Raw genomic sequence first — 25,183 nt, forward strand, 5'->3', positions numbered from 1 at the left:
AAAAATCTTTGCATAAAAAATGACCTCGTTGTAAAGGTTTTTTGCTACAGAAATTGATTATGCCAAATTACCGTCATAACGGACTGTGCTGTGACGACGATAATTTGGTGAGAAAAGCCCAGATCGTTCGATGCGAGTGCGGGAAATGACAACTGAGCATCAAACACATAAATTAGTTATTTTATCTTCAGGCAGGATGTGTTTTCTTCAGCAGGCCGGCACTTCGTCCTCATGAAGGGTTTGATTTTATGGGTTGACTCGGATTTCAGAAACGTTCGCTTTTCTGCAATGAAAACATGAAAATACAGGGCGTCGCTGATCAATTCTCTGATCAGTGGTGATGATTTAAGCCGATCGCCAATTGTGTCTGCTGAGAGCCGGCTTCTTTGGCACACCATCAGAACAAGCCCTAGGCCTCGCTCTTCGTAATCGACCTCAACCAGTTGCAGATCAGTATCGGAAATGGAGTCAGAGCCCTCAGACAACACACGGGCGAACTCGTGGATTGAAACCGAAGTGCCAAGGATGTTTCTTGATGTGGGGATCCGCCCCTGAAGATGCAGGACATCGCCTGTATGGCCACACGGACAAAGGACATTGCGCTCGAGGACGCCCACGTCTCCCATTGTATGATCCAGCAGATGGCTCTGTCCGGGATATCTGACCGTTACACTGAACTCACCGCTAAGCGGGGAACAAACCAGGTCGACATGCTCATAAATATGGTAGCGGGTACCACTCAGGTGCGCGCACTGAAAACCGATCGGACCGGTTTCCTGCGACGTGTACGCCAGGGGTTTGATGCACACGTCCGGAAGCAGCTTCTGCGCCTTTTCGACAAGTGAGTCGGGGAACATTTCCCCGAGATAAAAAATGTTCCTAACGGAGGCCAGGTGCGCTTTACGCTCCGGGATCAATAAACGTTCAGCAAAGCTTGGCAGGCATATTATCGTGTCAATGGTACCTACATATACGGCGTCACAAAGTGCGTCATGCTCAACAACCGAGGCGAAAGGATAATATTTCACCTCGAGATGACGGCAAATTTCATGGGCAAACAGAAAACCGCCCCACAGATTGCCCGCCGTCAGGCAGTTCGCGACCGCCTGGACATGTAAATCCCTAAACAGGGGGCGCAGCGCCTGCGCCGCCGCCGACGTTACAAACTGATAATTTTCCCATGGATGCTCAACGGTTCTAGCATCAGCGGTGGTTCCACCGGTGGCGAAGACTATGGCTGACACGGAGCCTCCTTTCTGTTGGTTGTTTTTAGGCAAATGAACGAAATCATCGCGGAGCTCAGAACCGTGATAAAGATAAACAGCGGGACATGGTCAGCCAGATGCGTGATCGCAAATCCGGTGAGCCAGGAGCCGAGTGCTTCACCTGCATTCGACACAATCAGAATGTAACTGAACAGCACGCTGGCAGAGACACCAGACGCAATATGTGTGGCCTGAAAGTAAAGCTCCGGAATGATCACGGACTCATAAATGCTGTAGGCAATCAACGCCGCAACAGCGATGTACACTGAACCCAGCAAATAGGCTGATGACAGTACCCCGCCCACCATAATAACTTGCGAACTGTACCTGTCGCTGAAGGAGGTCAGTTTCGCCACGCCCCCCTGCCACAGGCAGATGGTCACACCGACGATAGAGAAAAATACCCCGGAGTATGCACCAAAGTCGGGATTGATCTTATCCAGCAGCGTCGTAGCGGTTATGAAAACCCCCATAATGAGAAAACAGAAGAACGATGAAAGCAGGATGCGCTGTATGTCTGCACTGGCCATGACACCCTGAAACCCTACCCGCATATCCGCTAGTGGCCAACCGGTGGACGATTTATGGCTGGCAGGAAGAGTATAAATGACTCGCAGCGCAATCAGGGCCATCACGACACCGGAGAGAAGCAGTACCAGCAAAACGGTCCCGATAAATGCAAATTTCATCGCCGCCACCGCCAGCATCGGTGCCACGAATACCGCTGAGTTCTGGCACAGCGAGAACGTATTGAGTGCTTTTTTTAGCTGCGGCCCGCTCAGGGTTGCGACTAGCACCTCCCGCAAAAAGGGTTTGGATACCGACTTTGATACCGCAATAAGCAAAAAGAATAGCAGCCAGCCGGGTAATGACAATGTCAGATAAATCGTCAAAAAGGCAGAGCTTCTCAGCAGCAGGGAAACAGAAATTAACCTCCTTCTGGAAAAGCGCTCAAGATAGCCAGTAGAGGTCAGCATAAGCAGACTTTCCAGCAGGACCGCCCCGGCGAGACAGGCCGCCACACTGGAGGCACTGAGATCTGGTGATTTCCCCAGCAGTGGGAGGGCAAAGAAGAATGAAAACTCCGCGAGAAATACCGTCAGATAAATGAAACAGGTCGTTTTATTCGCATGCATGATTATCGTGAATTATCCTTGCCAACTGATCGAACACAAATGCCCTGATGCCTTCGGGGAGCTTCGTCAGGCCTGTTTCGGCCGTTGCCATTTCGTTAAAATAAAAACCGTCGTTATTCATTAGCCAGTCAACTGACAATACCGCACAGCCTGCCTGCGCCATTATGTCCCGGGACAATTGCAGCATTTCCTGGAAAAATGGTGCACGGCCATAGTCCGCCAGGAACGTCTGTTCCGGCAGGATGGTCTGCTCTCCGCCCAGGGCGACATTTCCGATATAGCCTTTCCCGCGAGGTTTGCGGAATTTAATGAATGCCAGTTTCTGCGCGATAAAGAAAAACCGGACATCACACGCGTCAGCCAGAAAGGGCATCATGAAATATTCGACAGGCGATGTCGAAATCAAATTTCCGATGCTGACCGCATGCTGACAGCTCTCTGACTTGATCACGCCAAAACCCATACCGGTGCAGGAGGGTTTAAAAATATACTCGCCGGGGTAGCGGGCAACAAAGTGCTCGATGGTAGGAGTTACCTGCCGGTGATACCCGAGCATGCTAAAGGGGAGCACTGGCGCGCCGGCTTTCGCTGCTAGAGTCATCTGGCCGATTTTGTCCCACTCCAGCGTTTCAATACCTGCAATCCCGTCGTTCAGCAGGCATGCACCTTTGATACGAAGGAAATGGCGCAGCGTCGAGGAGATGGCGTGGGCCTGGGCATTCAGGTTGGCGGGGGAGATTATAAATGCCGCAACAGATTCATTCAGCGGCTGGTCTTTGTAAAGTAGCACTAGTCCCCTGTCCGGGTGAGAGGAGACGATGCAGTTTTCCAGCGCGATAAAGCTGAAGGCGATACCCCGTTTCCCGAGTTCACGGGTGTACTCTGCATAAGCCTGCTCAATCCCGGTCACATTGCTGTATTCTTCCTTTGCGACGATCCAGTATAAATTCATGCGTTATCCTTTCGCCATACCATGACGGACTGTGACAGCGAGGTGGAGAATGTTCTGTCAATGACGAAGCCCGCCGCCTGCGCCAGCACCTGATATTCATCATAAAACCGCTCCTTCCCCAGAAAGAGTGCATCCATGAGCAAGTCCAGCGTCTTGCCTTTGCTGCTCTCAGGCTGCTTGATGATTTCGATGACAAATAGCTTTGATTCTGGCGTCATGGCACGATGGCAGTTTTGCAGAATTTTTAAGGCGCTGGCATCATCCCAGTCGTGAAGAATATTTTTCAGGATATAGATGTTCTTGCCCCCGACGATCTCGGTAAAGAAATCACCATCCACAAAGTCGATGCCGGCCTCTTTCCAGCTGTTCTCAGGGTAAACATCGAGCACAGTGGCGGATTTAAGACGGTAGCGCTGATGAAGTTTTTTCATCAGCACACCCTGCCCTCCGCCCACATCCACGGCTTCTGCCTGCGCATCACACACAATGTGGTTGACGAGCTCAGTGGAAAGTTCCTCGGTAATTTTTGCCATCAGTCCGTCGAAGGTGCCTTTCAGTTCTGGCCGGGTGCGGAGGTATGAAAAGAAGGGCTCTCGATGACGGGTTTCAAAAGCGGATACCGGGGCGTCAGAACGCAGGGATGAGGGGTATTCCGACCACATACTCCAGTATTCCTCGCCCAGTTCGCACAAGATCCACAGAGTTTCAAGGCTGTTTGCGTCCGCCAAGGCACCGGCCTCATCTGCCAGGACATAGCGCGCATCCTCAATACGCACAACACGGCGCTCTGCCATCACATCCAGCAGGCGTGACAGACGATGGGCCTCCACCTGGCTGGCTGCAGACAGGTCATTCAAGCTCATTGGTCCCATGCGCCCCAGCCAGATGGGTACCCCGAGCTTCACGAACGCATGCAAGGCCGCCGAATAGCGGTAGGCGGTGATCAGCTCTGTCAGCATGCCGTCTCCCCTGTAATGACATTTGCTGATGCGGCGAATCGCTCAAGATCGTCGATGGAATGCGCGGCAGAAAGGGCTACCCGGATAATGCTTGCCGATTTAGGGACTGTTGGATACATGGCCGCGGTGGCCAGAAAACCATGGCTGCGGAGTCGCCCTGAGGTTTTAACAGCTTCGGTTTCGCTGCCGATGTGGATCGTACGGATGGGGCTAGCTTTATCTTTGACTTCAACATTATGTACTGCGTTGTCAAAGAAGTGAATATTGTCCTTAAGCTTCGCTTGCAGTGCAGTGATTTCGCCTGAAAGATGAATATCCGCAGAGGCCGCGCATGCAGCAATACCGGGTAAGGAGGGAGGGCCGCTAAAAATATAATTCAGCGCATATTTTTTGATGAATGAGGCGGCCTGTGGGTGACTGAAAGAGGCAGAACCACCATGAGAGCCGAACGCTTTTGAGAGCGAGGAGAGCAGGATAAGATTGTCACTGAATTCCCCTGTCTGGTGCAGCGTGTACCCGCACCCATTTTTCCCGATGATCGAGGTACCATGCGCATCATCGACATAGTAATACCCTTGATACTCTGCCGCTAATTGCGTGAGAGAACGTACGTCATTACTGCCCCCCATTGAACCCAGGGAGTCTGAGATTAGTACGGGCGTTTTGCCGTTCTGCCAGCAAAGGTCTAATGCTGTATACAATTTATCCGGGTCAATGAAGCTTACCCTGTCGTAACGGCCAAACTGTTCCAGGATCCCCTGTAATATTTGCACCGAGGCGTGTGTCGTTTTATCCACGATCCACTGTACGCCTTTTGGGCTGATGCTGTAACCCGGCAACTCTCCTGAGCCTAGGATCGGGAGGACTGCCAGATGCGCGGCCCCCACAGAATTGAAAATCACTGTATAGGAGTCCAGAAAAATCGTGTTCAGCTTTTCTTCGAGCTCATCAAAAATATCGCATTTTGCCCGTGTTCTTGCGGCTGCATACTGAACACCAAATTTATCAACCGACGCTTTAATGGCCTGACCTAGTGCCGGATGCTGTTCAAGCCCGAGATAAGAGCAAGACATAAAATCGATATATTCCCGCCCAGCGCTGCAAACAATTCCTCTTCCATCAGTCCGAGATGCAATCGTTAAATCATTTATTCCCTGAGCCCATATTTCTTCCTGATGGGGTCTGCTTAAATTGATACGATCGGATAACCAGTTTTTTGCAGCCATTTTAGTTTCCTCAGCCCATTACACTACATATTATGTATACCAGAAACATCAAATAACCATAATGTTAACAAATCGTAAATCATTAGTTATTTTTATGTAATTTAAAGAACTAAAGAATCCAGCATCTCTACCAAGGGGTTTGAGGGCCGACCTGAATCCGCTCAGGTTGCGCTTCTTTCGCGCTTTAGCGCTCAAAAAAAAACCTTAACGTACAATAATTTTCGATATCCAAACCGACCCCGGATAAACACAGCCAGTTGCCTAACCATCGGTGAGCTAAGTAAACAAAACGTTCGTTTTCTTTACTTAGCTCCTGCTGCTGATGATAGCGATATGAATGAGAATTTTTTATTAAGTATATTAACAATTCTTGGAGAAAAATGTGCCAATCGGGTATGCCCGTATCTCAACCGATGACCAGAACCTCGATCTGCAACGGGATGCAATACATGGGGTCTAAAGCCCAACCGTATGGGAATGTACGCTAAGTACACTTTTTGAACAAAGCGTCAGGTTAGATTCATAGACACACCAAGTAGCAGCGTGGAAACGAGATTAAAGTTGCTACACTCAAACGCTACGTTGAGGCAATGAGCGGGAAACTAAGCCTTGATGTTGAATTACCTTCTGGAAAACGCATTGCTTTTCACGTTTAATCTATTAAAAAAGCCACATTTAATATAAAATTAGCTTTTATAAATTATTTTTTAGTTCAATTTTTATATTTTTTCCTGACACTTCAAAACCAAATGACTGATAAAAACCTTGTAGTTTTTTCTTCACCACATATAACGCCATAAATAAACTTTATTTCTAATAAAGATGCAGACTTTATTGCTTCCTCCAATAATTTACTTCCAACACCTATGTTTCTGTAATTGTCAAAAACAAAAATATCTGCTAATTTAATACTTTCTCCATCATATCTTGTTAGATACAAGTATCCTGTTTTTATATCACGTAGCATGCAGTTAAAAAACATATCCCTCATCAATATTACATTGTTTTATTATCTCTATTTCATCAACAATGGTGTTATTTTGCTTTTCATGATGAATAGTGCTTTTATTTAATTTTAATGCAATTTTTTTATGCCATTTCATTATTAAATATCCTTGTTAAAAGGGCAACCCCGAAGGATTTTCCTAACGTGTAACCCTGTGGTCAGGTACCCAAATCAGCATAAAAAATGTTGTAGAATATTCTCAGGATACCGTTTACTTTCAGCTTCTCTTCTAAAAGCTTTTCCTGGGGCTGGTTGGGTTTAGGGGTATGATACACGGTCAGTGTCCAGCAATCATCCACGATGTAGCTCAGGAAATAAGTTTCAGCTATATTGGTTTTTGGCGTCGGGGTTAATTCGGTTGGTGGGATAAATCGGGCAACTGAATTCAATTCATCCTGTTCGGGAAAGTTAGGGTACAGTTTAAAGCTGATAAATGTGTTCGGCATTCTATTAAAATCTTTCTTCACTGGCGCAAACATTATCTCTGTTTTTTTGGCTTTCACCTCAAACACATTTACTTTACAGGCTATATTTTCTTTATTTACACCGTAGGCATCTGTTTCAAAGCTATATTCAGTTGTTTTCGCTTCACTCTTTAGCAGAATGGATAATTTATTTTCTTCGAATACAGTACCAATCAAATATGTTAATTTATCGAATACCTCTGTAACATTTTTTTGTAATTCTTCACGATTCTCCTTTTTTTCAGCGCACGTGAAATATTGTCTTTAAGCCGGTTAGCTACATATTCACTTGATTTTAAATCAACTTGAGTGACCTGCACCCAGGATTAGATACAACGCTCACTTAGTAATGTCGGATCCTTCATTCTCAGAATTACCCTTTCTCCAGCCCGCCGCAAATTCAGACGGCGTCTGATAATTCAGCGTGGAGTGCGGGCGGCACTCGTTATAATCCTGACGCCATTCACTGATGGTTTTCCTGGCATGGCTGACGTCTCTGAACCAGTGTTCATTCAGGCATTCATCGCGAAAGCGCCCGTTAAAACTCTCAATAAATCCGTTCTGTGTCAGCTTTCCGGGCTGAATAAGCCGCTGCTCCACGCCATGCTCAAAGGCCCATTGATCGAGCGCGCGGCAGGTAAATTCCGGGCCCTGATCAGTTCTTATCGTAGCCGGATAGCCGCGAAACAGCGCAATGCTGTCCAGAATACGCGTGACCTGCACACCTGAAATCCCGAAGGCAACAGTGACCGTCAGGCACTCCTTCGTGAAGTCATCCACACATATCAGGCACTTGATCCTGCGACCGGTGGCCAGCGCGTCCATGACAAAATCCATCGACCAGGTCAGATTAGGCGCCGCCGGGCGGAGCAGCGGCAGACGTTCTGTTGCCAGCCCTTTACGACGTCGTCTGCGTTTTACGCCCAGTCCACTGAGATGGTAGAGCCGGTATACTCGCTTGTGATTAACATGAAGCCCTTCGCGGCGCAGCAGCTGCCAGATGCGGCGGTACCCCAGCTTCCGCTGCGCGGAGAATACTGATGATCTGTTGGTCGGAAAAACGCTTCTTCATGGGGATGTCCTCATGTGGTTTATGAAGACATTACTAATATCGGGGTGTACTAATCAACGGGGAGCAGGTCATTTTCCGTGTAACGAAGTGGTGGTTTTTTTGCTCATCTATGACTGCTGTATTGAAGAGAAAGAGAGGCATTCGCAAAAAAACTCAGCAGAGAAACCTTGCCCCTGCTGATAGTATAGTTATATGATCTTTTTTAAAGATTCCCTGGTGTTGGCCTATTCGGCAGCCTGACTCACAAACGGTCAGGTTTTTTTTTGCTATTTCGTTATCAGTAAGTTAGTGATTCAAGTATAGGTTTTTTATGTCATTATGATAGTTAGACTTAGGTCTAGTTTTGTACTATACTTTAATTATTACAGGGAAGTGACTATTTCATTTAGAGGTAATGGTATGTCAATCTTGTTTTCTGATAATGAGAACATCAACGGTGCTATAAAAACCTATTTGAATCGAAAGTTAGCCCCCTTTGGTGATTTTAAATATTCGTACATGATACTAAACAAGAAAAATCCCACCGAGATGTTAATTATCTCCAATTACCCTAGTGAATGGGTCGAGATGTATAAAGCAAACAACTATCAACATATAGACCCTGTTGTGCTCAACGCGCTCAATAGAGTTTCTTCATTCTCATGGGATGAAAACCTCTCGATCAACTCCCTCCATAACTTTTCAAATATTTTCAACTTATCAAAAAAGTACAATATTATTAATGGATATACCTTTGTTTTGCATGATCATAACAATAATCTTGCCATGTTATCTATCATGATGGATGAAATAAAAATCATGGAGATAGAGGAAAAAATAGAAGAGAAAAAAGACAGTTTACAAGCATTGTTGATTACCGTGCATGAGAAAATCATCTCCCTGTACAGGGAGATGATTAAAAAAACACATCATAATTTATCGAATGACAAAGATATTCTGTCAGACCGGGAAAATGAAATTCTGTATTGGGCCAGTATGGGGAAAACCTATTCGGAAATCGCGCTTATTCTGGACATCAAAGTACCAACGATAAAATTTCATATTGGGAATGCCGTAAAAAAATTGGGGGTATTGAACGCCAAACATGCGATACGCCTTGGCATAGAATTACAACTTATCAAGCCAGTTTCTCCGTCATAAGTGAACAAACCAGTGGCCATGACGCCAATCTACTTTTTTCAATATTTACAGCGTGTTGAACTCGTTCGATTAACGCATTTTGGTTTTTGGTATCAACGGGTAAATGCAGTAGATACACTTTTTCATTTTTTTCTGAAATGCCTTGCTCAATCACCGACACTCCCCAGCCGGAGCGTTCCAGGATGGTCAACATTGGGTGACTGACGATCGTCAATATCCCATCGTAGTTGAATTTTCTTGCATAATTGACCATGGCTAAAAAGAAAAGCGTGCTGATGGGATATTGGCTACATCCCACCTTTCTTGCCCGGATTTTATCGATAAAGAATCGGCTGGACTCAATATAGTTTCCTTCTGGAAGGGTAAACCTCCCGAAATAAGGTGAGAATGTTCCTGTGATCATGTTGGGGTATTGCATTTCAATGAATCGCAGACTGCAAATGACAATATTATCTTTTACACCAAACAAATAATTAGTGTTATGATTATCATACTCATCAAACTCCATCCCATCAATACAGTTCACTGCCCAGTTAAGACGATCTTTGAAAGTCTCTTTTCTGAGTGTAAACAGTTCTTCTGATTTTTTATCTGATAATGACGTGTAGTTGATATCGAATATCTCTAACATGTTTCCTCCGCTAAGCCTCTCAATGCTCCATGTTAAATTCGTTAGATTACCCTATCTAGTAATAACGTGTTGACGGCTAACCCACCTGAAATACTTTCACTATTTTGCGCTTTCTTCCTTCCTTTGTACACCAGTGATATTGTAGCCCCCCCTAGTTTTTAGTACCATCGCCAATGAGGATCTCCGTTCAGTTTTTGCCTCGCATAGATAACTGGCGGCACATTCTATGCGGGCGTTCCTCGTTATATTCTGTTCGCCAGCTTTCTGTTAACTCTCGCACTTCTGAAAACGTTCGAAACAGATACATATCACGTATCTCTGTTCGCAAAATTTTGTTAAATCGCTCGATAAATCCATTCTGCATCGGTTTGCCAGGCTGAATAAAATCAAGTATCACGCCGTGGCGTTCTGCCCATTCGCCTAAGGCTGCTGCCGTGAGTTCTGGTCCGTTATCACTTCGTATAAAAGCGGGATAACCTCTTTCTGCACTGAGTCGTTCCAGTATGCGAACAACACGGTGAGCCGGTATATTCAAGTCAGCTTCTATGGCCAGCGCTTCTCGATTAAAATCATCGGCGACGTTAAATAATCTAAACTGCCGCCCGTCCAGCAACGCATCACTCATAAAATCAACCGACCAGCAGTGATTCATTTTAAGTGGAATAGCCAAAGGCTGTGGATACCGGTTAGGTAAGCGTTTTTTCCCTTTGCGCCGGAGGTTGAGTTTTAACAGGCGATAGACCCGGTAAATCAGTTTTGCATTCCATGGCCGTCCTGCTTGGCGTAACTTATTGAACATCAGGCCGAAGCCATAAGCCGGATACTGATGTGCCAATTTTTGTAATGCCTCGATCACAGGCATATCCCGTGCCGTGTTCGGGCAGTAATGCAACAGGCTTCGACTCATCCCCCATAATTCGGCACCCGCGTCGTTCACTGGTCTGATGTTCCTTCATGATGTAACGCACCAGCTCACGCTTTTCAGGCACCGCTAACGTTTTTTGCTACAACATCCTTAAGGATTTCATGGTTTAAGCTCAGAGATACATACATCTGCTTTAGCCAGCGATTTTCCTCTTCCCGCTCTTTCATACGTTTGATATCAGAGGATTCCATACCGCCATATTTGGATTTCCAGTTGTAATAGCTGGCTTCCGACACACCGTTTTCGCGGCACACATCCTTTACATGCCGCCCCCTTCAACTTCTTTCAGTACCCGCAAGATCTGGGTTGCACTGAAACGCGCTTTCTTCATGACGAGCCTCCACTGATTGTATTTTAACCAGAAAACACTATTGAGCGGTAAGACTAAACTCAGGGGGGACTACACTCAATCTGGATGTGATTTTTAACAAAGGGTAGCCAGATCATCTCTGATGGTCGGCTAAGTGAGACATCGCGAACGTTACGGCACGTTAGATCAGATATCTAAAAGCGCAGGGTCCGCTTGGGTGGGATACTTACAATATGACCACATCCACGAAAACAACAACGGCGAGCCACTGGCCCGCCGTTGTTACGACTGAAAAACAAACTTACTTCAGGCCAGCCGCTTCACGCAACTGCGCTGCTTTGTCGGTCGCTTCCCATGGGAAATGTTCGCGGCCAAAGTGACCGTAAGCCGCGGTTTCGCGGTAGATCGGTTGCAGCAGATCCATCATCTGGATCAGGCCATATGGGCGCAAGTCGAAGAACTCACGCACCAGCAGGGTCAACTGCTCGGTAGCGACTTTCTCAGTACCGAAGGTTTCCACCATGATGGAGGTCGGTTCTGCCACGCCGATAGCGTAGGAAACCTGGATCTCACAGCGATCGGCCAAGCCAGCAGCAACGATGTTTTTGGCTACATAACGCGCCGCGTAAGCGGCTGAGCGGTCAACTTTGGATGGATCTTTACCGGAGAACGCGCCGCCGCCGTGACGCGCCATGCCACCGTAGGTATCCACGATGATTTTACGCCCGGTCAGCCCACAGTCGCCCATTGGGCCACCAATAACAAAACGGCCGGTTGGGTTGATGTGGTATTTAGTGCTGGCACTGAGCCATTCTGCGGGCAGAACCGGCTTGATGATCTCTTCCATCACCGCTTCTTGCAGATCTTTCTGGGCGATATCTTCGCAATGCTGGGTGGAAAGCACCACCGCATCGATACCCACGATTTTACCTTCGTCATATTGGAAGGTGACCTGGCTTTTGGCATCCGGGCGCAGCCAAGGCAGCGTGCCATTCTTACGCACTTCAGCCTGGCGCTGAACCAACCGGTGGGCATAAGTGATCGGTGCAGGCATCAACACGTCGGTTTCGTTGGTGGCATAGCCAAACATCAGGCCCTGATCGCCAGCACCCTGTTCCAGCGGATCGGAACGGTCAACGCCCTGATTGATATCTGGGGATTGCTTACCGATAGCGCTCAACACCGCACAAGAGTTGGCGTCAAACCCCATATCGGAATGGACGTAACCAATTTCACGCACGGTTTTGCGGGTGATCTCTTCGATATCAACCCAGGCGCTGGTGGTGATCTCACCGCCAACCAAGACCATGCCGGTTTTCACGTAGGTTTCACAGGCTACGCGTGCTTTAGGATCTTGCTCTAAAATGGCGTCGAGAACGGCATCAGAGATCTGGTCGGCAATCTTATCCGGATGTCCTTCAGAGACAGATTCGGACGTGAAGAGGTGTTTAGCCATTGTGTTCTTTACCTTGCATAAGACGGGTTAGAAATTACTGCACAGCGCTGGAGATCCGAGCATCAAAGCGAAGGGTCTTCCGCTGATGGCGAGATGCATCCTGCAACGCCCCTCAGGCAAAGCCGTTAAGCAGTTAACCAGTATAGATGTATTAACATCTGGACGTCTATTTTAGGTCAGCCCTTGGCCAGATTGCCAGTAATTTTTTACCCTAGCTCTTTTACATTGGGTTGCTAACACCATTTTCATCGTTTGAAACAGTTTCTGGCGAATTTTCATTTTGCATTTTCCCCGTGTGTTCGGTATAAACTGCGCGCGCGGTTCATTTGATGCACAATGTGATTTTGGTTAAATTCCGGCTCGCAGCATCATAACCACCGTAGGCACCCGATAGGTGGTGCCGCCGCTTCACTGAACGTTCACGTTCTTACACTATAGAGGCTTAGTCGTTCATTACGAGCGACGTGCGTGGAGGTGGTTGGATTAATGATCCGTTGTCTACCGGTTGTTGGCTCTCAACAGCAGTGCCGTTCTGGCGCCTATTCTTCTGTTATTTCCCGTCTTGTCTCCACACCATCTACCCGATGTTATACGCATATGGGCGCTACTCAGGATTCTCGGGCCGGCTAACGCTCGTCTGAAGCACTGAACAAGGGTAGCCCGCTGCTTTTCTGTGGGATCTTTTTTGCCCCGATTCATAAAGCTTGAATAGGGTGTCTTACAATAAATCTATTGGGTATCAACCGATCGCATGCCATGAGCGGCAGATTAATTCACTGCAAAGATGGCGAGTTGTTGGGTTGTTATCACAGATTTTAGCTGCGATAGTGGCTGACTGTATCGCCGGTGTGCGATATGAGGCGAGTAATGTCTGATGATCTGTTGATTCACCATCCGTCAGTAGCGGATGAAAATTTATCTTTGCGCTCCATGCAGGAGGTTGCCATGAATGATCTTAATGCCAGCAAGATGCTGCGTACTTATAACGTCGCCTACTGGGGCAACAATTATTATGACGTCAACGAACTGGGCCACATCAGCGTGTGCCCGGATCCGGACGTCCCGCATGCGCGTGTCGATCTCGCCGAACTGGTGAAAGAACGGCGCAAAGACGGCCAGCGTCTGCCAGCCTTGTTCTGCTTCCCGCAGATTCTGCAGCACCGTTTGCGTTCGATTAACGCCGCATTCAAGCGGGCGCGTGAATCTTTCGGTTATGAAGGTGGCTACTTCCTGGTTTACCCGATCAAAGTCAACCAGCACCGCCGGGTGATTGAATCCCTGGTTAACTCTGGCGAACCGCTAGGATTAGAGGCTGGCTCGAAGGCGGAACTGATGGCCGTGCTGGCCCATGCCGGCATGACTCGTTCGGTGATCGTCTGCAACGGCTATAAAGATCGTGAATATATTCGTCTGGCGCTGATCGGTGAAAAGCTGGGGCATAAAGTGTACCTGGTGATCGAGAAGATGTCGGAGATCCAACTGGTCTTGGAAGAAGCCGAGCGTTTGAACGTGGTGCCGCGTCTCGGTGTGCGCGCACGTTTAGCCTCACAGGGCTCGGGCAAGTGGCAGTCGAGCGGTGGTGAGAAATCCAAGTTCGGTCTGGCGGCGGTTCAGGTGCTGAAGCTGGTGGAAACCCTGCGTGCAGCGGGCCGCCTCGAAAGCCTGCAACTGCTGCACTTCCACTTGGGTTCTCAGTTGGCCAATATTCGTGATATTGCCACCGGCGTGCGTGAATCAGCGCGTTTCTATGTGGAACTGCACAAGCTGGGCGTCAACATTCAATGCTTCGACGTGGGTGGCGGCCTGGGAGTCGATTACGAAGGCACACGTTCGCAGTCTGATTGCTCGGTGAACTACGGCTTGAACGAATATGCCAACAACGTGATCTGGGGGATAGGTGATGCCTGTAATGAGCATGGCCTGCCGCACCCCACGGTGATCACCGAATCTGGCCGTGCCGTTACGGCTCATCACACGGTGTTGGTCTCTAATGTGATTGGCGTTGAGCGTAATGAGTTCTGCGATCCGCTTCCACCGGCTGACGATGCGCCGCGCGCGTTGGAAAGCATGTGGGAAACCTGGCAGGAGCTGAATGAACCGGAAAACCGCCGCTCACTGCGTGAATGGTTGCACGACAGCCAGATGGACCTGCACGATGTGCATACCCAATATGCTCACGGCATGCTGGATCTGACCAAGCGCGCCTGGGCTGAGCAGCTGTATCTGAACATCTGCAACAAGATCCAGCAGCAGCTTGATCCCAGCAATCGCGCTCACCGGCCGATTATTGATGAGCTGCAGGAGCGGATGGCGGATAAGTTTTACGTCAACTTCTCGTTGTTCCAATCCATGCCGGATGCCTGGGGCATCGATCAGTTGTTCCCGGTGTTGCCGTTGGAAGGGTTAGATAAGCCGCCGGAAGGCCGCGCCGTGTTGCTGGATATTACCTGTGATTCTGACGGCACTATCGATCACTATGTCGATGGCGATGGGGTGGCGACAACCATGCCAATGCCGCCGTACGATCCTGAGAATCCACCTGCATTAGGCTTCTTTATGGTGGGGGCTTACCAGGAGATCCTTGGCAATATGCATAACCTGTTTGGGGATACGGCCTCGGTGGATGTGTACGTCTTCCCGGACGGCAGCGTGGAAACCGAGCTGTCTGACGAGGGGGATACCGTCGCTGATATGCTGGAATACGTGCAGCTCGATCCGAAAGTGTTGCTGACCCGCTTCCGCGATCAGGTAAAACAAACCGATCTGGACAGCGTGTTACAGGCACAATTTGTGGAAGAGTTTGAAGCCGGGCTTTATGGGTACACCTATCTCGAAGATGAGTAATTAAGCCTGGAAGGGTTGAGCACCAAAGCAGTGCTCAACCTTTATTTGAAATGACTTATGCGAACGCAGACGGGATCATAGCGCATAGGGGGTTCTTGATGAACCTGTGTTTTTTGGTTAATAGTTGTGGTTATCATATCCGGTAAAATATAAGCCAAAGAAATGAACAGACACGGCCCGTATCTCTTATTATTTACGGTTACACCCTCCGCATATGCAATGTAAAGTACGGGGCATTTATAGCTATAGCGCATCAAGGATCAGCACGCCAAACGCATTGGTAGTTCTTGCCCCTGAGGCGGTTCCCACCAGAGCCCCCCTCACAGAGACGGTTCTATTCGTCAGGCCGTTCAGTCTGATACCCGATGCATCATTGGCCATCACCGCCGTACCATTCAGGTAAATCTGTGCCGAAACCCCGTTACCAAAGCAGACCATGCGTTATCTATGCGGCATCGGTGTGCGGCCATTCAACGCCCTATGAGGTGTTTGTGATTATAAAACCATTGCCACCCTGTGGCATAATTCTGCAATTTCAATGGCCAATACCTCACGGTTAAAACCATCAATAACATTCAGCTAACGTACTAAACGGACATCTAATACCTCCTATCCCCCCAGCCAATCGCTTGCGTAAATGTCTGGGGATTCGTTCGGTTGCTGCTTATACCCAAAATAATTCGAGTTGCTTGAAGTATGACGGGCATACAAGCAACTCAGATTATTTTGGGTATTTTACTCTTTACAGGTGTAAGCATTAAATGCAAGCAATAACCCACCCAATAATGCTACGTTCTTCAGAAAATGGTATAGCTCATTGTAAAAATGATCAGGGCTAGCAGTCCAAAATGGATGAAACATCAATGTTGACGGTATCAAAAACACGGCCAAAATCAAAGCTGCCCATCGTGCTTTCCATCCTAAAGCTAGAGAAAAACCACAGCCAAGTTCAATTGCGATAGCCAACAAAACCCCCGGTTTTAAAAGAATCGTTGGCACCCCCACCTTGCTTAGCATAACCAAAAATAATTCGAAATTGGCTATTTTGATAAAACCAGCAACGATAAATAGGATTGAAAGCATAATCCCTGCTATACGTACCGTATGATTAACGCTACCAATATTTGTAACATTCCCAGCAGACAATCTTGTCATGTGTAATCCTTACCTTACAAGTTATGACATTAAAAAATAGGCAATAAAGCAATAATAACACTGCTTTATGGCCTATGTATTGATGCACAATGCTAATGATTTTCTTTCATGCTGATTTTTACGGCTTAATTAAACCATCACATGATGAGTTATCGATTAAAAATTCAATCTGTTAATTGCAGTATAGAATCTTTGATTTAGATGACAGTAGTTCTTCATCGCCATCATAGATAGGTAACTCAAATTCAGCTAACCGTAGCGCCTGCCCCCCTTAAGCAGTTGTTGATTGAGGGATTCACGTCGATTGCTGCCACAAAATGCCAGGATGCGTTTAGTTATTAATGACACTCTGCAAAATAAATGGGTTAAGATTTGCTACAGCTGAGACGGTGGCGCTTTGTATTCAATCGCGCCATCTGGAAGGAAAAACATTATTAACGCTTTTCCTTCCACTGTTGGGAAATGTTCACTCATTGGTTCAAATACACGCCATCCCTCTGTAGTGCCACAGAAGTTAGCACCAGGCTCAAGTGGAATGATCATATTGATCTCTCCTTTAGTATGGCAGTGGTATTGACCTTTTACATTGCATAAAAGACCACTTTCAATGCTCATGCCTGCTGTATTAAAACCAACCTCCGCAATGCGCCCGCGGCGATAACTCGGCCCCGCGACCTCAACATAAGCAACCCACCCTTCTTCAACCCCGAGTCGCAACAAGCGTGATAATGTCTGATAAGTATCCGTACTGGGTCCGTAATGTATGTTCAAATATTTCGTTAGCTCATTATCAAGTGGCATTCCACGAATTGCGTCACATACTTGATAGACCACGTCAAGAAACTCGTTTTTATGTTTTTCACTGTATGACATATAGAGATTTCCTTATATTTTCACATCGTTGATATAGGCTGTTTTTATTAAATCTTTCTCACTGGCAAAAACACTATTTTTCCATATAGACTTTTCTTATTAACGGAGTCTGTAGACGCTGGGCTAGAATAACACCGATTAAAATTACCCCTCCGCCAACAAGATGATAGTTTTGTAAATGTTCATGTAAAAAAAGTATCGCTATAATAGCGGTAAACAGTGGTAATAAGTTCATAAAAATCGAAGCTGTGTTCGCACCAAGACGCACTACCCCCTGGATCCACAAAAATGATGCAAACAAAGAAGCTGGGATCCCGGCAAACAACACTAACGGAATATTTTGGCTATTAAGCTGTACGTTTTTTGCCATGAAGAAATTAGGTAATAACAAGATGACGCTAAACAGGATCTGTATGTAAAGAAATTGCCAATTAGGAAGAGGTATTGCCCAACGCTTTGTCAACACCCCATATAAAGCATAGGATGCCGATGCACTCAGCATCATTAATTCGCCTTTACCAATACCGTGTTGTAGTAGCAATTGAGGCTGCCCGGCACTTACCAACCAGATTAAACCGCAAAAAGAGATTATACTCCCCAAAGCTATCCCGACTGTAGGGACAGAGCGTAGTAATCGAATACTAAGCAATACTGTCAAAAGCGGGATCAATGAATTGAGTATACCCATAAATAGGGCACTGACGCTATGTGCAGCATAATAGACTAAGCTTTGGTATAAGACCATCCCCAAAAGAGCGAGAATTAATAGCTTCCACCAGTTAGCGATAACAATCACCCGATTGCGGATCACCCCTACTAATACAAAAGGCGTTAATACAATAAATGCTAGCAGCCAACGATAAAAAGAGATTGCAGCCGGATCTATCACATTAGCTGATACTTTATTAACAACAACATTAATCGACCAGATCAGCACGGCAAATAATGGAAATAGAAAACTCATAAAACCTCATAGGATAAATATATCCTTAAATGGACACTGTATACAATGAACATGCCAATGATCCTGTCGTGCATTTTGCTCCGGGCGGGTGAGTGACGTGGGTCCCTTCCTCGTGCCGTATAACAAGGGCAATGATGCCGCTTCCCTGCATTTTTCCCTCGTGGTGGTTTAGGTTTACATGGAGTATAGGCCTGAAACGAATTGACCAGATACGCAGAATATGACAGTTTATATCTAAAACATGCCATTATTATTTATGCTACCACTATGTTGACCGATCCAGAGACATCTCCCCTGCCTGTAGTCGCCATGCAGATAGACGTAGACGGTACGCTACCCGAGCAATTGCCACATCATCATAGCAAGGGGCAGTTGGTCATCTCTTTGAATGGTAGTACTGCTTGCCAAGTACCGGATGCACTTTGGATGGTGCCGCCGCAGTCGGCTATCTGGATTCCACCAGGCATCCCTCATCACAGCCATGCTACAGCCAAAGCACGCTTTCATTTCTTGTTCATCGATCCCAGCGCAGCCCGCATGCCAACTCAGTGCTGCAGCTTGACACTGTCACCATTGGTCAGGGAAATTATTTTACATCTAAGTGGGTTACCACAGCATTATGAGAGCACAGATCGTACTGGCCGACTGGTGCAAGTGCTGTTGGACGAACTGGTTGATTTGCCGATAGAGTCTATCTACTTCCCATTACCCAACGATCCTAGACTGCGCCGGATTGCCGATGCTTTACGTAGCAACCCAGCTGACCGTAGAACCATTGTGCAATGGGCAGAGCACGTGGCAATGAGTGAGCGATCCTTGGCTCGCAGGATCTACCATAGCACCGGGATGAGTTTTGGTCAGTGGCGGCGACAATTGCATCTGGTGGTGGCTGTGCAAAAGCTATCGATAGGGTTACCAGTACAACAGGTTGCCGATGAGCTTGGCTACGATTCGGCCACTGCCTTCATTGTCATGTTCAAGAAAGCGCTGGGGCAATCGCCTGGGCAATATGCGGCGCAGTTACATCGGCGCTTCGATGTTTATAGCTAGGCCGTGTGAAGGTGCGGTCCTTCACATACCGCCCCCGTCAACTGCTTTCAGTACCCGCAGGATCCGGGTTTTAGTGGAAGACGCTTACTTTATGATGAGCCCCCTTTGGTTGTCATTTATTCGTTGCAGCTCTTATCCAGGTTAATAAAGGTGTCTTTATAGATGATGAACTTCTGCCCTTTCAGCTTGATACCTGGATGAGTCAAGGTATCACCTGGGCGCAAATATTCGGTGGTTCCATCTTCATCACTACTGTTGCAGCCCGGCTTCAACAGAAATTTGAAGAAGGTATTACCCGTGTTTTTAATCGTGCCGCGTTGTTTGTCGAGTTGATAAGCAAACTGGGTGTCGCGCGGCCTAACGACCAAGATGGTATCCATCACCACGATCGGCTCCAAATTGACACCGGTTTTGTCTTGTTTGGCGGCATCTAGGGTGTTGGTGGGCACTTCACGAAATGCCACGCGGTAATAACGTTCTTTATTATCTTTCGGCCCATGATAATAAAACTTGTAATACTCCCCTTGCCCGGCTTGCAGGGTCAGTTGTTTGGGGGCAAACAGCAGTTCCCCATCCGCCGGCCGGCTAGGTGTTTCCTGCGGCCCTGGCTTATCAATGGCACGAATGGATACCTGATAAATGCGGGCGCTGCTGTTATTGTTCAGCACCCGTTTTGCCACAAATGCCTCATCCTGATTCATGGCAAAGGTCATCGGGCCTACATTGATCGCGCCAACGCTGACCGGGAGGAACAGGAGCCAAAGCAGCAGAGTTTTCACGTTATCCCCTTAATTGATATTGCGCCAGGTCGCCTCAACGTGGATCTCACCTGCGGCACTGACATCCCCATACCAGCCGTTACCCTCAACGGTTTTTTGCGAGATCGGGTTATTCATCGGGATAGTAAATTTAACCTTGGTTTTATTCATTACCCCAACATTGCCAGAGATATCATTCCACGGTGTGCTACTCCATAAAGCATGGGTAATATCGTGCGCCTGGCCGTCACACCCGGCATCAAACGACTGTTCCGTGCCCGTACTGGTCGTAATGCTGAGGTTCGCCGGGAAAGGGACTCGTGTCGCCGTATCTTCCGAGGAGAAAATACAGTAACTGCGCCCCAACAGTGACTGCGTTGGGCCTGTTACCCTGACCTTGACCGTGTCGGCACTGGTCTTGCCACTGGTTGTCACGATATAGCCAAACTCCAACGGCGCCGCCGACGCCCCCACATAGCCTTCGCGATGGGGATTGTTACTGAAATCTTCAGAAATAATACTGATGCTGAAGTCACGCGGTTTAATGATCAACTGGTTGGATGTCGAAAACTCATACCAACCGGACTCCGGTGAAGTGGTATTTTGAAAACGGAAGTTAACCAGATCATAGGTTCCACCATCCGTGATCCCCAAATTCACCATTTGTTTGAATAAGTTACTGGAAAAGAAGACGTAAATCGCGTTACTGCTCTTCAATTCATTAAAAGTATAATAGTTGGCCGTACCCGAGGTGGTTTTCCAGGTATTGCCGTTCAAGCTGAACTGCAAATCGGCCGCGTTGGCGGCGGCGGCCAGCCCCGCATGGTTGATTGAAGGGAAGACGTGAATCGAAGTATTGCTGACACTGCCATCCGTTTGCAGATCATAGCTCACCATCTTGCACATGATGCCGCTGCGGGCACCAATGGTTTGCATCTTACAATCCGCATTCCCTTCCCCAATGATCGGTATACCATCACTGTTAACGAATACCTCAGAGACCGCGTTGGTGTTGATAAAACGCAGGTGAGCCGCCTTATTGTGGGTGACAGTGCGCCGATACCAGGTTCCCGACGTCTGGTTTTGGCAACGTCCTCCGCTGCTGGCACTGTAGGCAGCGGCGGTTTGGCAGCCATTAATCTGCATGCTGAATGTGTCCCCAGTCCCCATCTGCTTGAGGTATTGGTAGAAACTTGGCGACATCATGCCATGCATCCATTTCTGCCCACCGCTGGTGACAACAACCCCGTAAAACCCTTTCTCATCGGTGGTTTCTGGCAGGATCAGGCTGGTATCCATGTTGCAACCGGCATACCAGTTAATACAGCGCAGGCCCAGGAACGGGTTTTTGACCGGGGCATTTTCCAGCCACATATCAAAACGGTAGTTGGCCACCAACCCCGTGTTGTAACCGTTGTCGACGTAGCCCAGGCTTTGCTGGTAAATCGTACCCGAACCGCCATATTTCAGACCAGTCCATTTATTCGCCCCTGTGATACGCGGGTCAAGCCCTCCGGCAGGCGTCACGAAGAAGTTATCGTCGGCGTTGTTCTCAACAAAGACAAACTTTACCGCTGCCGCATCCGCGAGATTGGTTGGGGTGACGGCCAGCGCTGGCACAGCAGCCATCAGTACGCTAAGTGATAACACCAAGCATGCTATTTTTTTAACCTTCATTGCGCTCTCCTGCTTGCCCATTGCCGGCATAGGTTCTCAGCCCGCGGCAAACCACGTCGCCAACCCAAACGGCACCTTGTGCCTTGAGCAGATCCAGCTCCACCTCGCAGGTTTGGCCCTGACTGTGGGTAAAGTCGATCACCGGGAATTTTTTATCCACATCCATCACAAACTCACCTTTTTCATCCGTGCGAGTGCGGCCGATGTGGTTTTTAATATCAGCGTTAGCCAGTAGCGTTCCATCTTCCGCCTTGATGCGGCCAAATACCGTCACCATTTGTTTGATTTGCGGCTCAATCACCGCCACGTTGCCGGGATACAGCGTCACGTTGGTTTTGCGTTTAGTGACAATATCGAAACTTTCTACTGAGTTTTTATTATTCATTAATTCAACAACATACCGACCATAAGGTGATAACGGCAGATAGTTTTTCTTGCCGGTCAGCTTGACGAGCCGCCCATCCACGCGCGCGGTCAGCATCCCTTCGTTCTCCAGGCCGGTATTGATGATAACCCCGGCGTTGCCCTCGTTTTGCCCGCTCGCCGCAATGTTACGGCCTTGCCAGCCCATGCTGCCATTGGCCGTCAGGCTGGTGTTGACAAAGCCGTCGGCAGAACTGCTGACGTTGAGCGTACCCACAGAATATTTGGTATCAAAGCGCGCATAAGCCCCACCGTTGAAGCGATTATCGCCGTTGGTATCCCCTGAGATAGCGCGCGAAACGTTGGCCCCCACGGTGCGGATCGGCCCTTTAGCAAGCTCTTTGCGGGCGGCAAAATTGGCAGTGGTATAACCATTCTGGTTAGATATCCCGGTGCTAAACCAGTTACCCAGCGGCAATGAGAAATCGAGTGCGACATACTTGCCGGTATTTCCCCCGGAGCTGTCACTGTTGTAGTTATAATGCTGAACCCCAACACGCAGGCTCAATGTGCCATAGCGGCCGGTAAACAGGTTTTGCGTATAGTCGACATTGTAGTAATGGCTGTTGTTTTTCCTGTCATCGTTGTAACTCACGCTCAGCGTACCAAGCCGCGGGGTGAAGGCTCCCAAATTCAACGAACCGCCAATCGCCCGGTTATGGGCATCATTCTGGCGCAGTTTGTTGCCAATCATGGTCTTTTCTTCGTTTGCCCATAGCGTACTGAAGCCGCCAGGTAGAGTGGCGCTAACGGTATTGATGATGCTCCATGAATTATCAGACGCCACCATGGCTTGCGCGCCAAGTTGAACCTTTTCGGTGACCGGTAGACTGACGCGCCCTTCCCCAACCTGATTGCTCTCCAGTGAATAACCGGAGAGCGCCCAGTTCAACATCTGCAAATTACCCGCAGCAGAGGCCCCGGCAAGATAAGCCTCTTTCGCAGCACGGGTACGCTCATTGTCGCCACGCCACTCATTCATCCGCACCAGCCCCCCCCAATATTGCCAGGATACGGGGGCTCCAGCGGCATGTAATGGACTATAGAGCTTGTTAACCCGTTGATTACGCCTGTTGATCACCTGACCATTAACCACCACTTCTACCTGCACGTCGTAAATACCATAAGGGAGCGTACCGGTATCCACTTCATGATTGCCCATGGCAAAGTTCTGCACACTCAGCAAACGCCCGTCTCGTGACAGGTGAACCTCACCCGCCGCAGGGAAAAAGGCAACGATCGGGGTCAGCGATTGGGTATTATCCATTACGGTTGAGCTGGCACGGTTGCCATAGGACATACCATAGATTTTGCTTGAGTTGATGGTGGTGACAGGGCCAAGCGATTGTAAATTCCAACTGTCCAGCATACCTGCGGCAAAGCGTCGGCCCGCAAAGTCACGTTCATACATCACTTTATAGAGCGTGCTGCTCTGATTGCTGGTGCCGATACCATAAACGGAGCCGTTCACATCAACATGGTGCTCACGCAGGGCTGTCACGCTGTTAAGCGAGAGATAGCTGGAAGTAAAACCTTCACGGGTCTTGCTACGATTATCGTAAATTCCCAGATTGTAGTTTAACGAGCTGCTGAGTGCGTCCACGCTTGATGCGCCAATATCGCTGGCGCGCTCACGAAATACCGTACCGATGGCAGATTCGTTGACCACCAGTTGCAGGTGCAACTGACGGAAACTCAATGCCAGCCAGGCATCGTCTGCCAACACAACGCGTTGCTTGTCGTCAAATGCGACATTATCCAACGCATTGAGCTTCTTGATCGTCGCTTCCGTCAACTGTGCGCCACCTTCATTATCCTCTAAAATAATCTGGCGGATCTTCAGTTGGTTATCGTCCAGTACTAACACCGCATGCCCAATGCGCTGGTCATCTTTTGCCGTATTGTTTTTCTCAAAATGCAACAGGATCGGGATATTCATCCCTTCACTCAATGCTGCCCGAAAAGCCTGAGGGATCAGAACGCCATCAATTTGGTTCAACCCGGCTGCAAACGCGGATTGTCCGGGAAGAATGGCGATGGGGGTGACAAATACTCCGGCGGTAATCAATGTTCTTAATAACAAACCATCCTGGCTTGGCTTCACTTAAAACTCCTTGAACTGTGTCTATCCCCAAGTAGCTTTAGCAGCTGGCAGGGTTCACAGGGCGAACGTCCAACCCGGTGGCTTTATTTCACTTGAACAAATTGCTCGCCATACCAAAGTGCAACGTGGCTTTTCTTATCGTTAATATCAACTTTGGCAAGAGCCCGTTCTCTTCCAGGCATAACAAAATAATTTTCTTTACAGCTACTGCTATTTTTCTTGTCTTTACAGGCACCGTAAGCCACCATTTTGAATGTGGCATTACCGGTATTGGTGATGGTGCCATTAGCAAACTGATGGTTAAATTGGGCTTTGCGTGGTGTCACAACCAAAATAGTGCCAATACGTGCCGAAGTTGTGGCCACGGCATTACGTTTAGCCGTATTCTGCCCTACATCAGATAAAGCCTGATCAAGCCAGGTGATCCGGTAGAAACGTTCTTTATTATCTTCAGGCCCTTTATAATAAAAACGGATCACATCGCTGGCATTGGCTGGCATCATTAAGCTGGCTGGCGAAAGTAACATTTCATCTTTTGTTTCCATCGGAATAATGGCGCCTGACTCCGACGGATTAGAAATCCGTTCTATTTTTATATTCACCAGGCGGCCATTATCCGTCGTATTTTTAATTTCTTTACTTAAGATCGCACTGTCACTGTGCATAAATGCGCTAATAGCCCCGACGTCCAGTGCCCATGCGCTATGGCATAAAGAGATCAGCAGCGGAATAGAAAAATAGAACCGATTCATAACGATTTTCCAAAAATCTTAAACGAGCAAAAAAACAGGAG

At 48.0% G+C, this 25,183-nt stretch carries 22 protein-coding genes and 4 pseudogenes; 6 read left to right on the top strand and 20 right to left on the bottom strand.

Going from position 1 to position 25,183, the window contains the following annotated elements; translation table 11 throughout:
* Positions 1-176: 176 nt before the first annotated feature.
* Genes WG891_RS07410 through WG891_RS07430 form a run of 5 tightly spaced genes read right to left on the bottom strand, consistent with a single transcriptional unit; the run spans position 177 to position 5,538 of the window.
* Positions 177-1,244: a hypothetical protein gene (locus WG891_RS07410; RefSeq protein WP_337262233.1), complete on the bottom strand. Its 1,068-nt coding sequence runs from the start codon at positions 1,242-1,244 to the stop codon at positions 177-179.
* Positions 1,232-2,401, bottom strand: coding sequence for an MFS transporter (locus WG891_RS07415; protein ID WP_337262234.1), 1,170 nt, complete (start codon positions 2,399-2,401; stop codon positions 1,232-1,234). Before WG891_RS07415 ends, WG891_RS07410 begins: the two co-directional genes overlap by 13 nt.
* A complete protein-coding gene (locus WG891_RS07420; protein ID WP_337262235.1) occupies positions 2,388-3,353 on the bottom strand; it encodes an ATP-grasp domain-containing protein in 966 nt (321 codons plus the stop codon). Before WG891_RS07420 ends, WG891_RS07415 begins: the two co-directional genes overlap by 14 nt.
* The gene (locus WG891_RS07425; protein ID WP_337262236.1) at positions 3,350-4,312 is read right to left on the bottom strand and encodes a methyltransferase; all 963 of its coding nucleotides are present in this window, start codon (positions 4,310-4,312) and stop codon (positions 3,350-3,352) included. The genes WG891_RS07420 and WG891_RS07425 overlap by 4 nt, the downstream gene beginning before the upstream one ends.
* Positions 4,306-5,538 carry an aminotransferase class I/II-fold pyridoxal phosphate-dependent enzyme gene (locus tag WG891_RS07430; protein WP_337262237.1) on the bottom strand — a complete coding sequence of 411 codons (1,233 nt, stop codon included), beginning with the start codon at positions 5,536-5,538 and terminating at the stop codon, positions 4,306-4,308. Before WG891_RS07430 ends, WG891_RS07425 begins: the two co-directional genes overlap by 7 nt.
* A 539-nt stretch (positions 5,539-6,077) precedes the next feature.
* Between WG891_RS07430 and WG891_RS07435 the strand changes: the two are divergent.
* Positions 6,078-6,194, top strand: a pseudogene (locus WG891_RS07435) (transcriptional regulator); the annotation flags it as partial.
* A gap of 83 nt (positions 6,195-6,277) precedes the next feature.
* Here WG891_RS07435 and WG891_RS07440 read toward each other — a convergent pair.
* The 4 genes and pseudogenes from WG891_RS07440 to WG891_RS07455 all read right to left on the bottom strand — a co-directional run.
* The gene (locus tag WG891_RS07440; RefSeq protein WP_337265201.1) at positions 6,278-6,529 is read right to left on the bottom strand and encodes a GNAT family N-acetyltransferase; all 252 of its coding nucleotides are present in this window, start codon (positions 6,527-6,529) and stop codon (positions 6,278-6,280) included.
* Positions 6,510-6,641: a hypothetical protein gene (locus WG891_RS07445; RefSeq protein ID WP_337262239.1), complete on the bottom strand. Its 132-nt coding sequence runs from the start codon at positions 6,639-6,641 to the stop codon at positions 6,510-6,512. The genes WG891_RS07440 and WG891_RS07445 overlap by 20 nt, the downstream gene beginning before the upstream one ends.
* Before the next feature lie 61 nt (positions 6,642-6,702).
* Positions 6,703-7,185, bottom strand: a complete 483-nt coding sequence (locus tag WG891_RS07450; RefSeq protein WP_337262240.1) for a hypothetical protein — start codon at positions 7,183-7,185, stop codon at positions 6,703-6,705.
* A 162-nt stretch (positions 7,186-7,347) separates the two neighbouring features.
* A pseudogene (locus WG891_RS07455) lies at positions 7,348-8,034 on the bottom strand (IS3 family transposase); the annotation flags it as partial.
* Between the two features lie 445 nt (positions 8,035-8,479).
* On the opposite strand from WG891_RS07455, the gene WG891_RS07460 reads away from it, so the two are divergent.
* The gene (locus WG891_RS07460) at positions 8,480-9,220 is read left to right on the top strand and encodes a helix-turn-helix transcriptional regulator (protein WP_337262241.1); all 741 of its coding nucleotides are present in this window, start codon (positions 8,480-8,482) and stop codon (positions 9,218-9,220) included.
* Here the strand turns inward: WG891_RS07460 and WG891_RS07465 are convergent.
* The 3 genes and pseudogenes from WG891_RS07465 to metK all read right to left on the bottom strand — a co-directional run bounded on the left by WG891_RS07465 (position 9,198) and on the right by metK (position 12,542).
* A complete protein-coding gene (locus WG891_RS07465) occupies positions 9,198-9,851 on the bottom strand; it encodes an acyl-homoserine-lactone synthase (protein WP_337262242.1) in 654 nt (217 codons plus the stop codon). The two genes, WG891_RS07460 and WG891_RS07465, sit on opposite strands and share 23 nt — an antisense overlap.
* A 158-nt stretch (positions 9,852-10,009) precedes the next feature.
* Positions 10,010-11,107 (bottom strand): annotated as a pseudogene (locus tag WG891_RS07470) (IS3 family transposase).
* A gap of 280 nt (positions 11,108-11,387) precedes the next feature.
* Entirely contained in the window at positions 11,388-12,542 is a 1,155-nt protein-coding gene (gene metK / locus WG891_RS07475) for a methionine adenosyltransferase (protein ID WP_337262243.1), read from the bottom strand.
* 486 nt (positions 12,543-13,028) lie between these two features.
* On the opposite strand from metK, the gene WG891_RS27015 reads away from it, so the two are divergent.
* Positions 13,029-13,172 carry a hypothetical protein gene (locus WG891_RS27015; protein ID WP_422066799.1) on the top strand — a complete coding sequence of 48 codons (144 nt, stop codon included), beginning with the start codon at positions 13,029-13,031 and terminating at the stop codon, positions 13,170-13,172.
* A gap of 225 nt (positions 13,173-13,397) precedes the next feature.
* Positions 13,398-15,386 (top strand): biosynthetic arginine decarboxylase, encoded by a 1,989-nt coding sequence (speA, locus tag WG891_RS07480; RefSeq protein ID WP_443006072.1) that lies wholly within the window; start codon positions 13,398-13,400, stop codon positions 15,384-15,386.
* A 243-nt stretch (positions 15,387-15,629) separates the two neighbouring features.
* Here speA and WG891_RS07485 read toward each other — a convergent pair whose 3' ends face one another.
* The 4 genes from WG891_RS07485 to WG891_RS07500 all read right to left on the bottom strand — a co-directional run bounded on the left by WG891_RS07485 (position 15,630) and on the right by WG891_RS07500 (position 18,378).
* Positions 15,630-15,824, bottom strand: coding sequence for a hypothetical protein (locus WG891_RS07485; protein WP_337262245.1), 195 nt, complete (start codon positions 15,822-15,824; stop codon positions 15,630-15,632).
* Between the two features lie 297 nt (positions 15,825-16,121).
* Entirely contained in the window at positions 16,122-16,541 is a 420-nt protein-coding gene (locus WG891_RS07490; RefSeq protein WP_337262246.1) for a DoxX family protein, read from the bottom strand.
* A gap of 375 nt (positions 16,542-16,916) precedes the next feature.
* A complete protein-coding gene (locus WG891_RS07495; protein ID WP_337262247.1) occupies positions 16,917-17,414 on the bottom strand; it encodes a 4-hydroxylaminobenzoate lyase in 498 nt (165 codons plus the stop codon).
* 73 nt (positions 17,415-17,487) lie between these two features.
* Positions 17,488-18,378 carry a DMT family transporter gene (locus WG891_RS07500; RefSeq protein ID WP_337262248.1) on the bottom strand — a complete coding sequence of 297 codons (891 nt, stop codon included), beginning with the start codon at positions 18,376-18,378 and terminating at the stop codon, positions 17,488-17,490.
* A gap of 309 nt (positions 18,379-18,687) precedes the next feature.
* Between WG891_RS07500 and WG891_RS27020 the strand changes: the two are divergent.
* Positions 18,688-18,900: pseudogene (locus tag WG891_RS27020) on the top strand (AraC family ligand binding domain-containing protein); the annotation flags it as partial.
* A 126-nt stretch (positions 18,901-19,026) separates the two neighbouring features.
* The gene (locus tag WG891_RS07505) at positions 19,027-19,428 is read left to right on the top strand and encodes a helix-turn-helix domain-containing protein (RefSeq protein WP_337262249.1); all 402 of its coding nucleotides are present in this window, start codon (positions 19,027-19,029) and stop codon (positions 19,426-19,428) included.
* A 116-nt stretch (positions 19,429-19,544) separates the two neighbouring features.
* On the opposite strand, the gene WG891_RS07510 is transcribed toward WG891_RS07505, so the two are convergent.
* The 4 genes from WG891_RS07510 to WG891_RS07525 form a co-directional block, all read right to left on the bottom strand.
* Positions 19,545-20,198, bottom strand: a complete 654-nt coding sequence (locus WG891_RS07510) for a fimbria/pilus periplasmic chaperone (protein ID WP_443006081.1) — start codon at positions 20,196-20,198, stop codon at positions 19,545-19,547.
* A gap of 18 nt (positions 20,199-20,216) precedes the next feature.
* Positions 20,217-21,863, bottom strand: coding sequence for a fimbrial adhesin EcpD (ecpD, locus tag WG891_RS07515; RefSeq protein ID WP_443006069.1), 1,647 nt, complete (start codon positions 21,861-21,863; stop codon positions 20,217-20,219).
* The gene (locus tag WG891_RS07520; protein ID WP_443006068.1) at positions 21,853-24,390 is read right to left on the bottom strand and encodes a CS1-pili formation C-terminal domain-containing protein; all 2,538 of its coding nucleotides are present in this window, start codon (positions 24,388-24,390) and stop codon (positions 21,853-21,855) included. The genes ecpD and WG891_RS07520 overlap by 11 nt, the downstream gene beginning before the upstream one ends.
* 83 nt (positions 24,391-24,473) lie before the next feature.
* Positions 24,474-25,142: a hypothetical protein gene (locus WG891_RS07525; RefSeq protein WP_337262251.1), complete on the bottom strand. Its 669-nt coding sequence runs from the start codon at positions 25,140-25,142 to the stop codon at positions 24,474-24,476.
* Between the last annotated feature and the right edge of the window lie 41 nt (positions 25,143-25,183).

Source organism: Serratia sp. MMO-28, from assembly GCF_037199905.1.
In the GTDB taxonomy this organism is placed as follows: Bacteria; Pseudomonadota; Gammaproteobacteria; order Enterobacterales; family Enterobacteriaceae; genus Chania; species Chania oryzae.

What these genes read in the sequence shown, in the direction of transcription:
- WG891_RS07430 (WP_337262237.1), bottom strand. Translation starts at nt 5,538, where the DNA reads ATGGCTGCAAAAAACTGGTTATCCGATCGTATCAATTTAAGCAGACCC.
- WG891_RS07425 (WP_337262236.1), bottom strand. Translation starts at nt 4,312, where the DNA reads ATGCTGACAGAGCTGATCACCGCCTACCGCTATTCGGCGGCCTTGCAT.
- WG891_RS07440 (WP_337265201.1), bottom strand. Translation starts at nt 6,529, where the DNA reads ATGAGGGATATGTTTTTTAACTGCATGCTACGTGATATAAAAACAGGA.
- ecpD (WP_443006069.1), bottom strand. Translation starts at nt 21,863, where the DNA reads ATGAAGGTTAAAAAAATAGCATGCTTGGTGTTATCACTTAGCGTACTG.
- speA (WP_443006072.1), top strand. Translation starts at nt 13,398, where the DNA reads ATGAGGCGAGTAATGTCTGATGATCTGTTGATTCACCATCCGTCAGTA.
- WG891_RS07525 (WP_337262251.1), bottom strand. Translation starts at nt 25,142, where the DNA reads ATGAATCGGTTCTATTTTTCTATTCCGCTGCTGATCTCTTTATGCCAT.
- WG891_RS27015 (WP_422066799.1), top strand. Translation starts at nt 13,029, where the DNA reads ATGATCCGTTGTCTACCGGTTGTTGGCTCTCAACAGCAGTGCCGTTCT.
- WG891_RS07420 (WP_337262235.1), bottom strand. Translation starts at nt 3,353, where the DNA reads ATGAATTTATACTGGATCGTCGCAAAGGAAGAATACAGCAATGTGACC.
- WG891_RS07460 (WP_337262241.1), top strand. Translation starts at nt 8,480, where the DNA reads ATGTCAATCTTGTTTTCTGATAATGAGAACATCAACGGTGCTATAAAA.
- WG891_RS07465 (WP_337262242.1), bottom strand. Translation starts at nt 9,851, where the DNA reads ATGTTAGAGATATTCGATATCAACTACACGTCATTATCAGATAAAAAA.
- WG891_RS07500 (WP_337262248.1), bottom strand. Translation starts at nt 18,378, where the DNA reads ATGAGTTTTCTATTTCCATTATTTGCCGTGCTGATCTGGTCGATTAAT.
- WG891_RS07445 (WP_337262239.1), bottom strand. Translation starts at nt 6,641, where the DNA reads ATGAAATGGCATAAAAAAATTGCATTAAAATTAAATAAAAGCACTATT.
- WG891_RS07495 (WP_337262247.1), bottom strand. Translation starts at nt 17,414, where the DNA reads ATGTCATACAGTGAAAAACATAAAAACGAGTTTCTTGACGTGGTCTAT.
- WG891_RS07485 (WP_337262245.1), bottom strand. Translation starts at nt 15,824, where the DNA reads ATGGTCTGCTTTGGTAACGGGGTTTCGGCACAGATTTACCTGAATGGT.
- WG891_RS07415 (WP_337262234.1), bottom strand. Translation starts at nt 2,401, where the DNA reads ATGCATGCGAATAAAACGACCTGTTTCATTTATCTGACGGTATTTCTC.
- metK (WP_337262243.1), bottom strand. Translation starts at nt 12,542, where the DNA reads ATGGCTAAACACCTCTTCACGTCCGAATCTGTCTCTGAAGGACATCCG.
- WG891_RS07490 (WP_337262246.1), bottom strand. Translation starts at nt 16,541, where the DNA reads ATGACAAGATTGTCTGCTGGGAATGTTACAAATATTGGTAGCGTTAAT.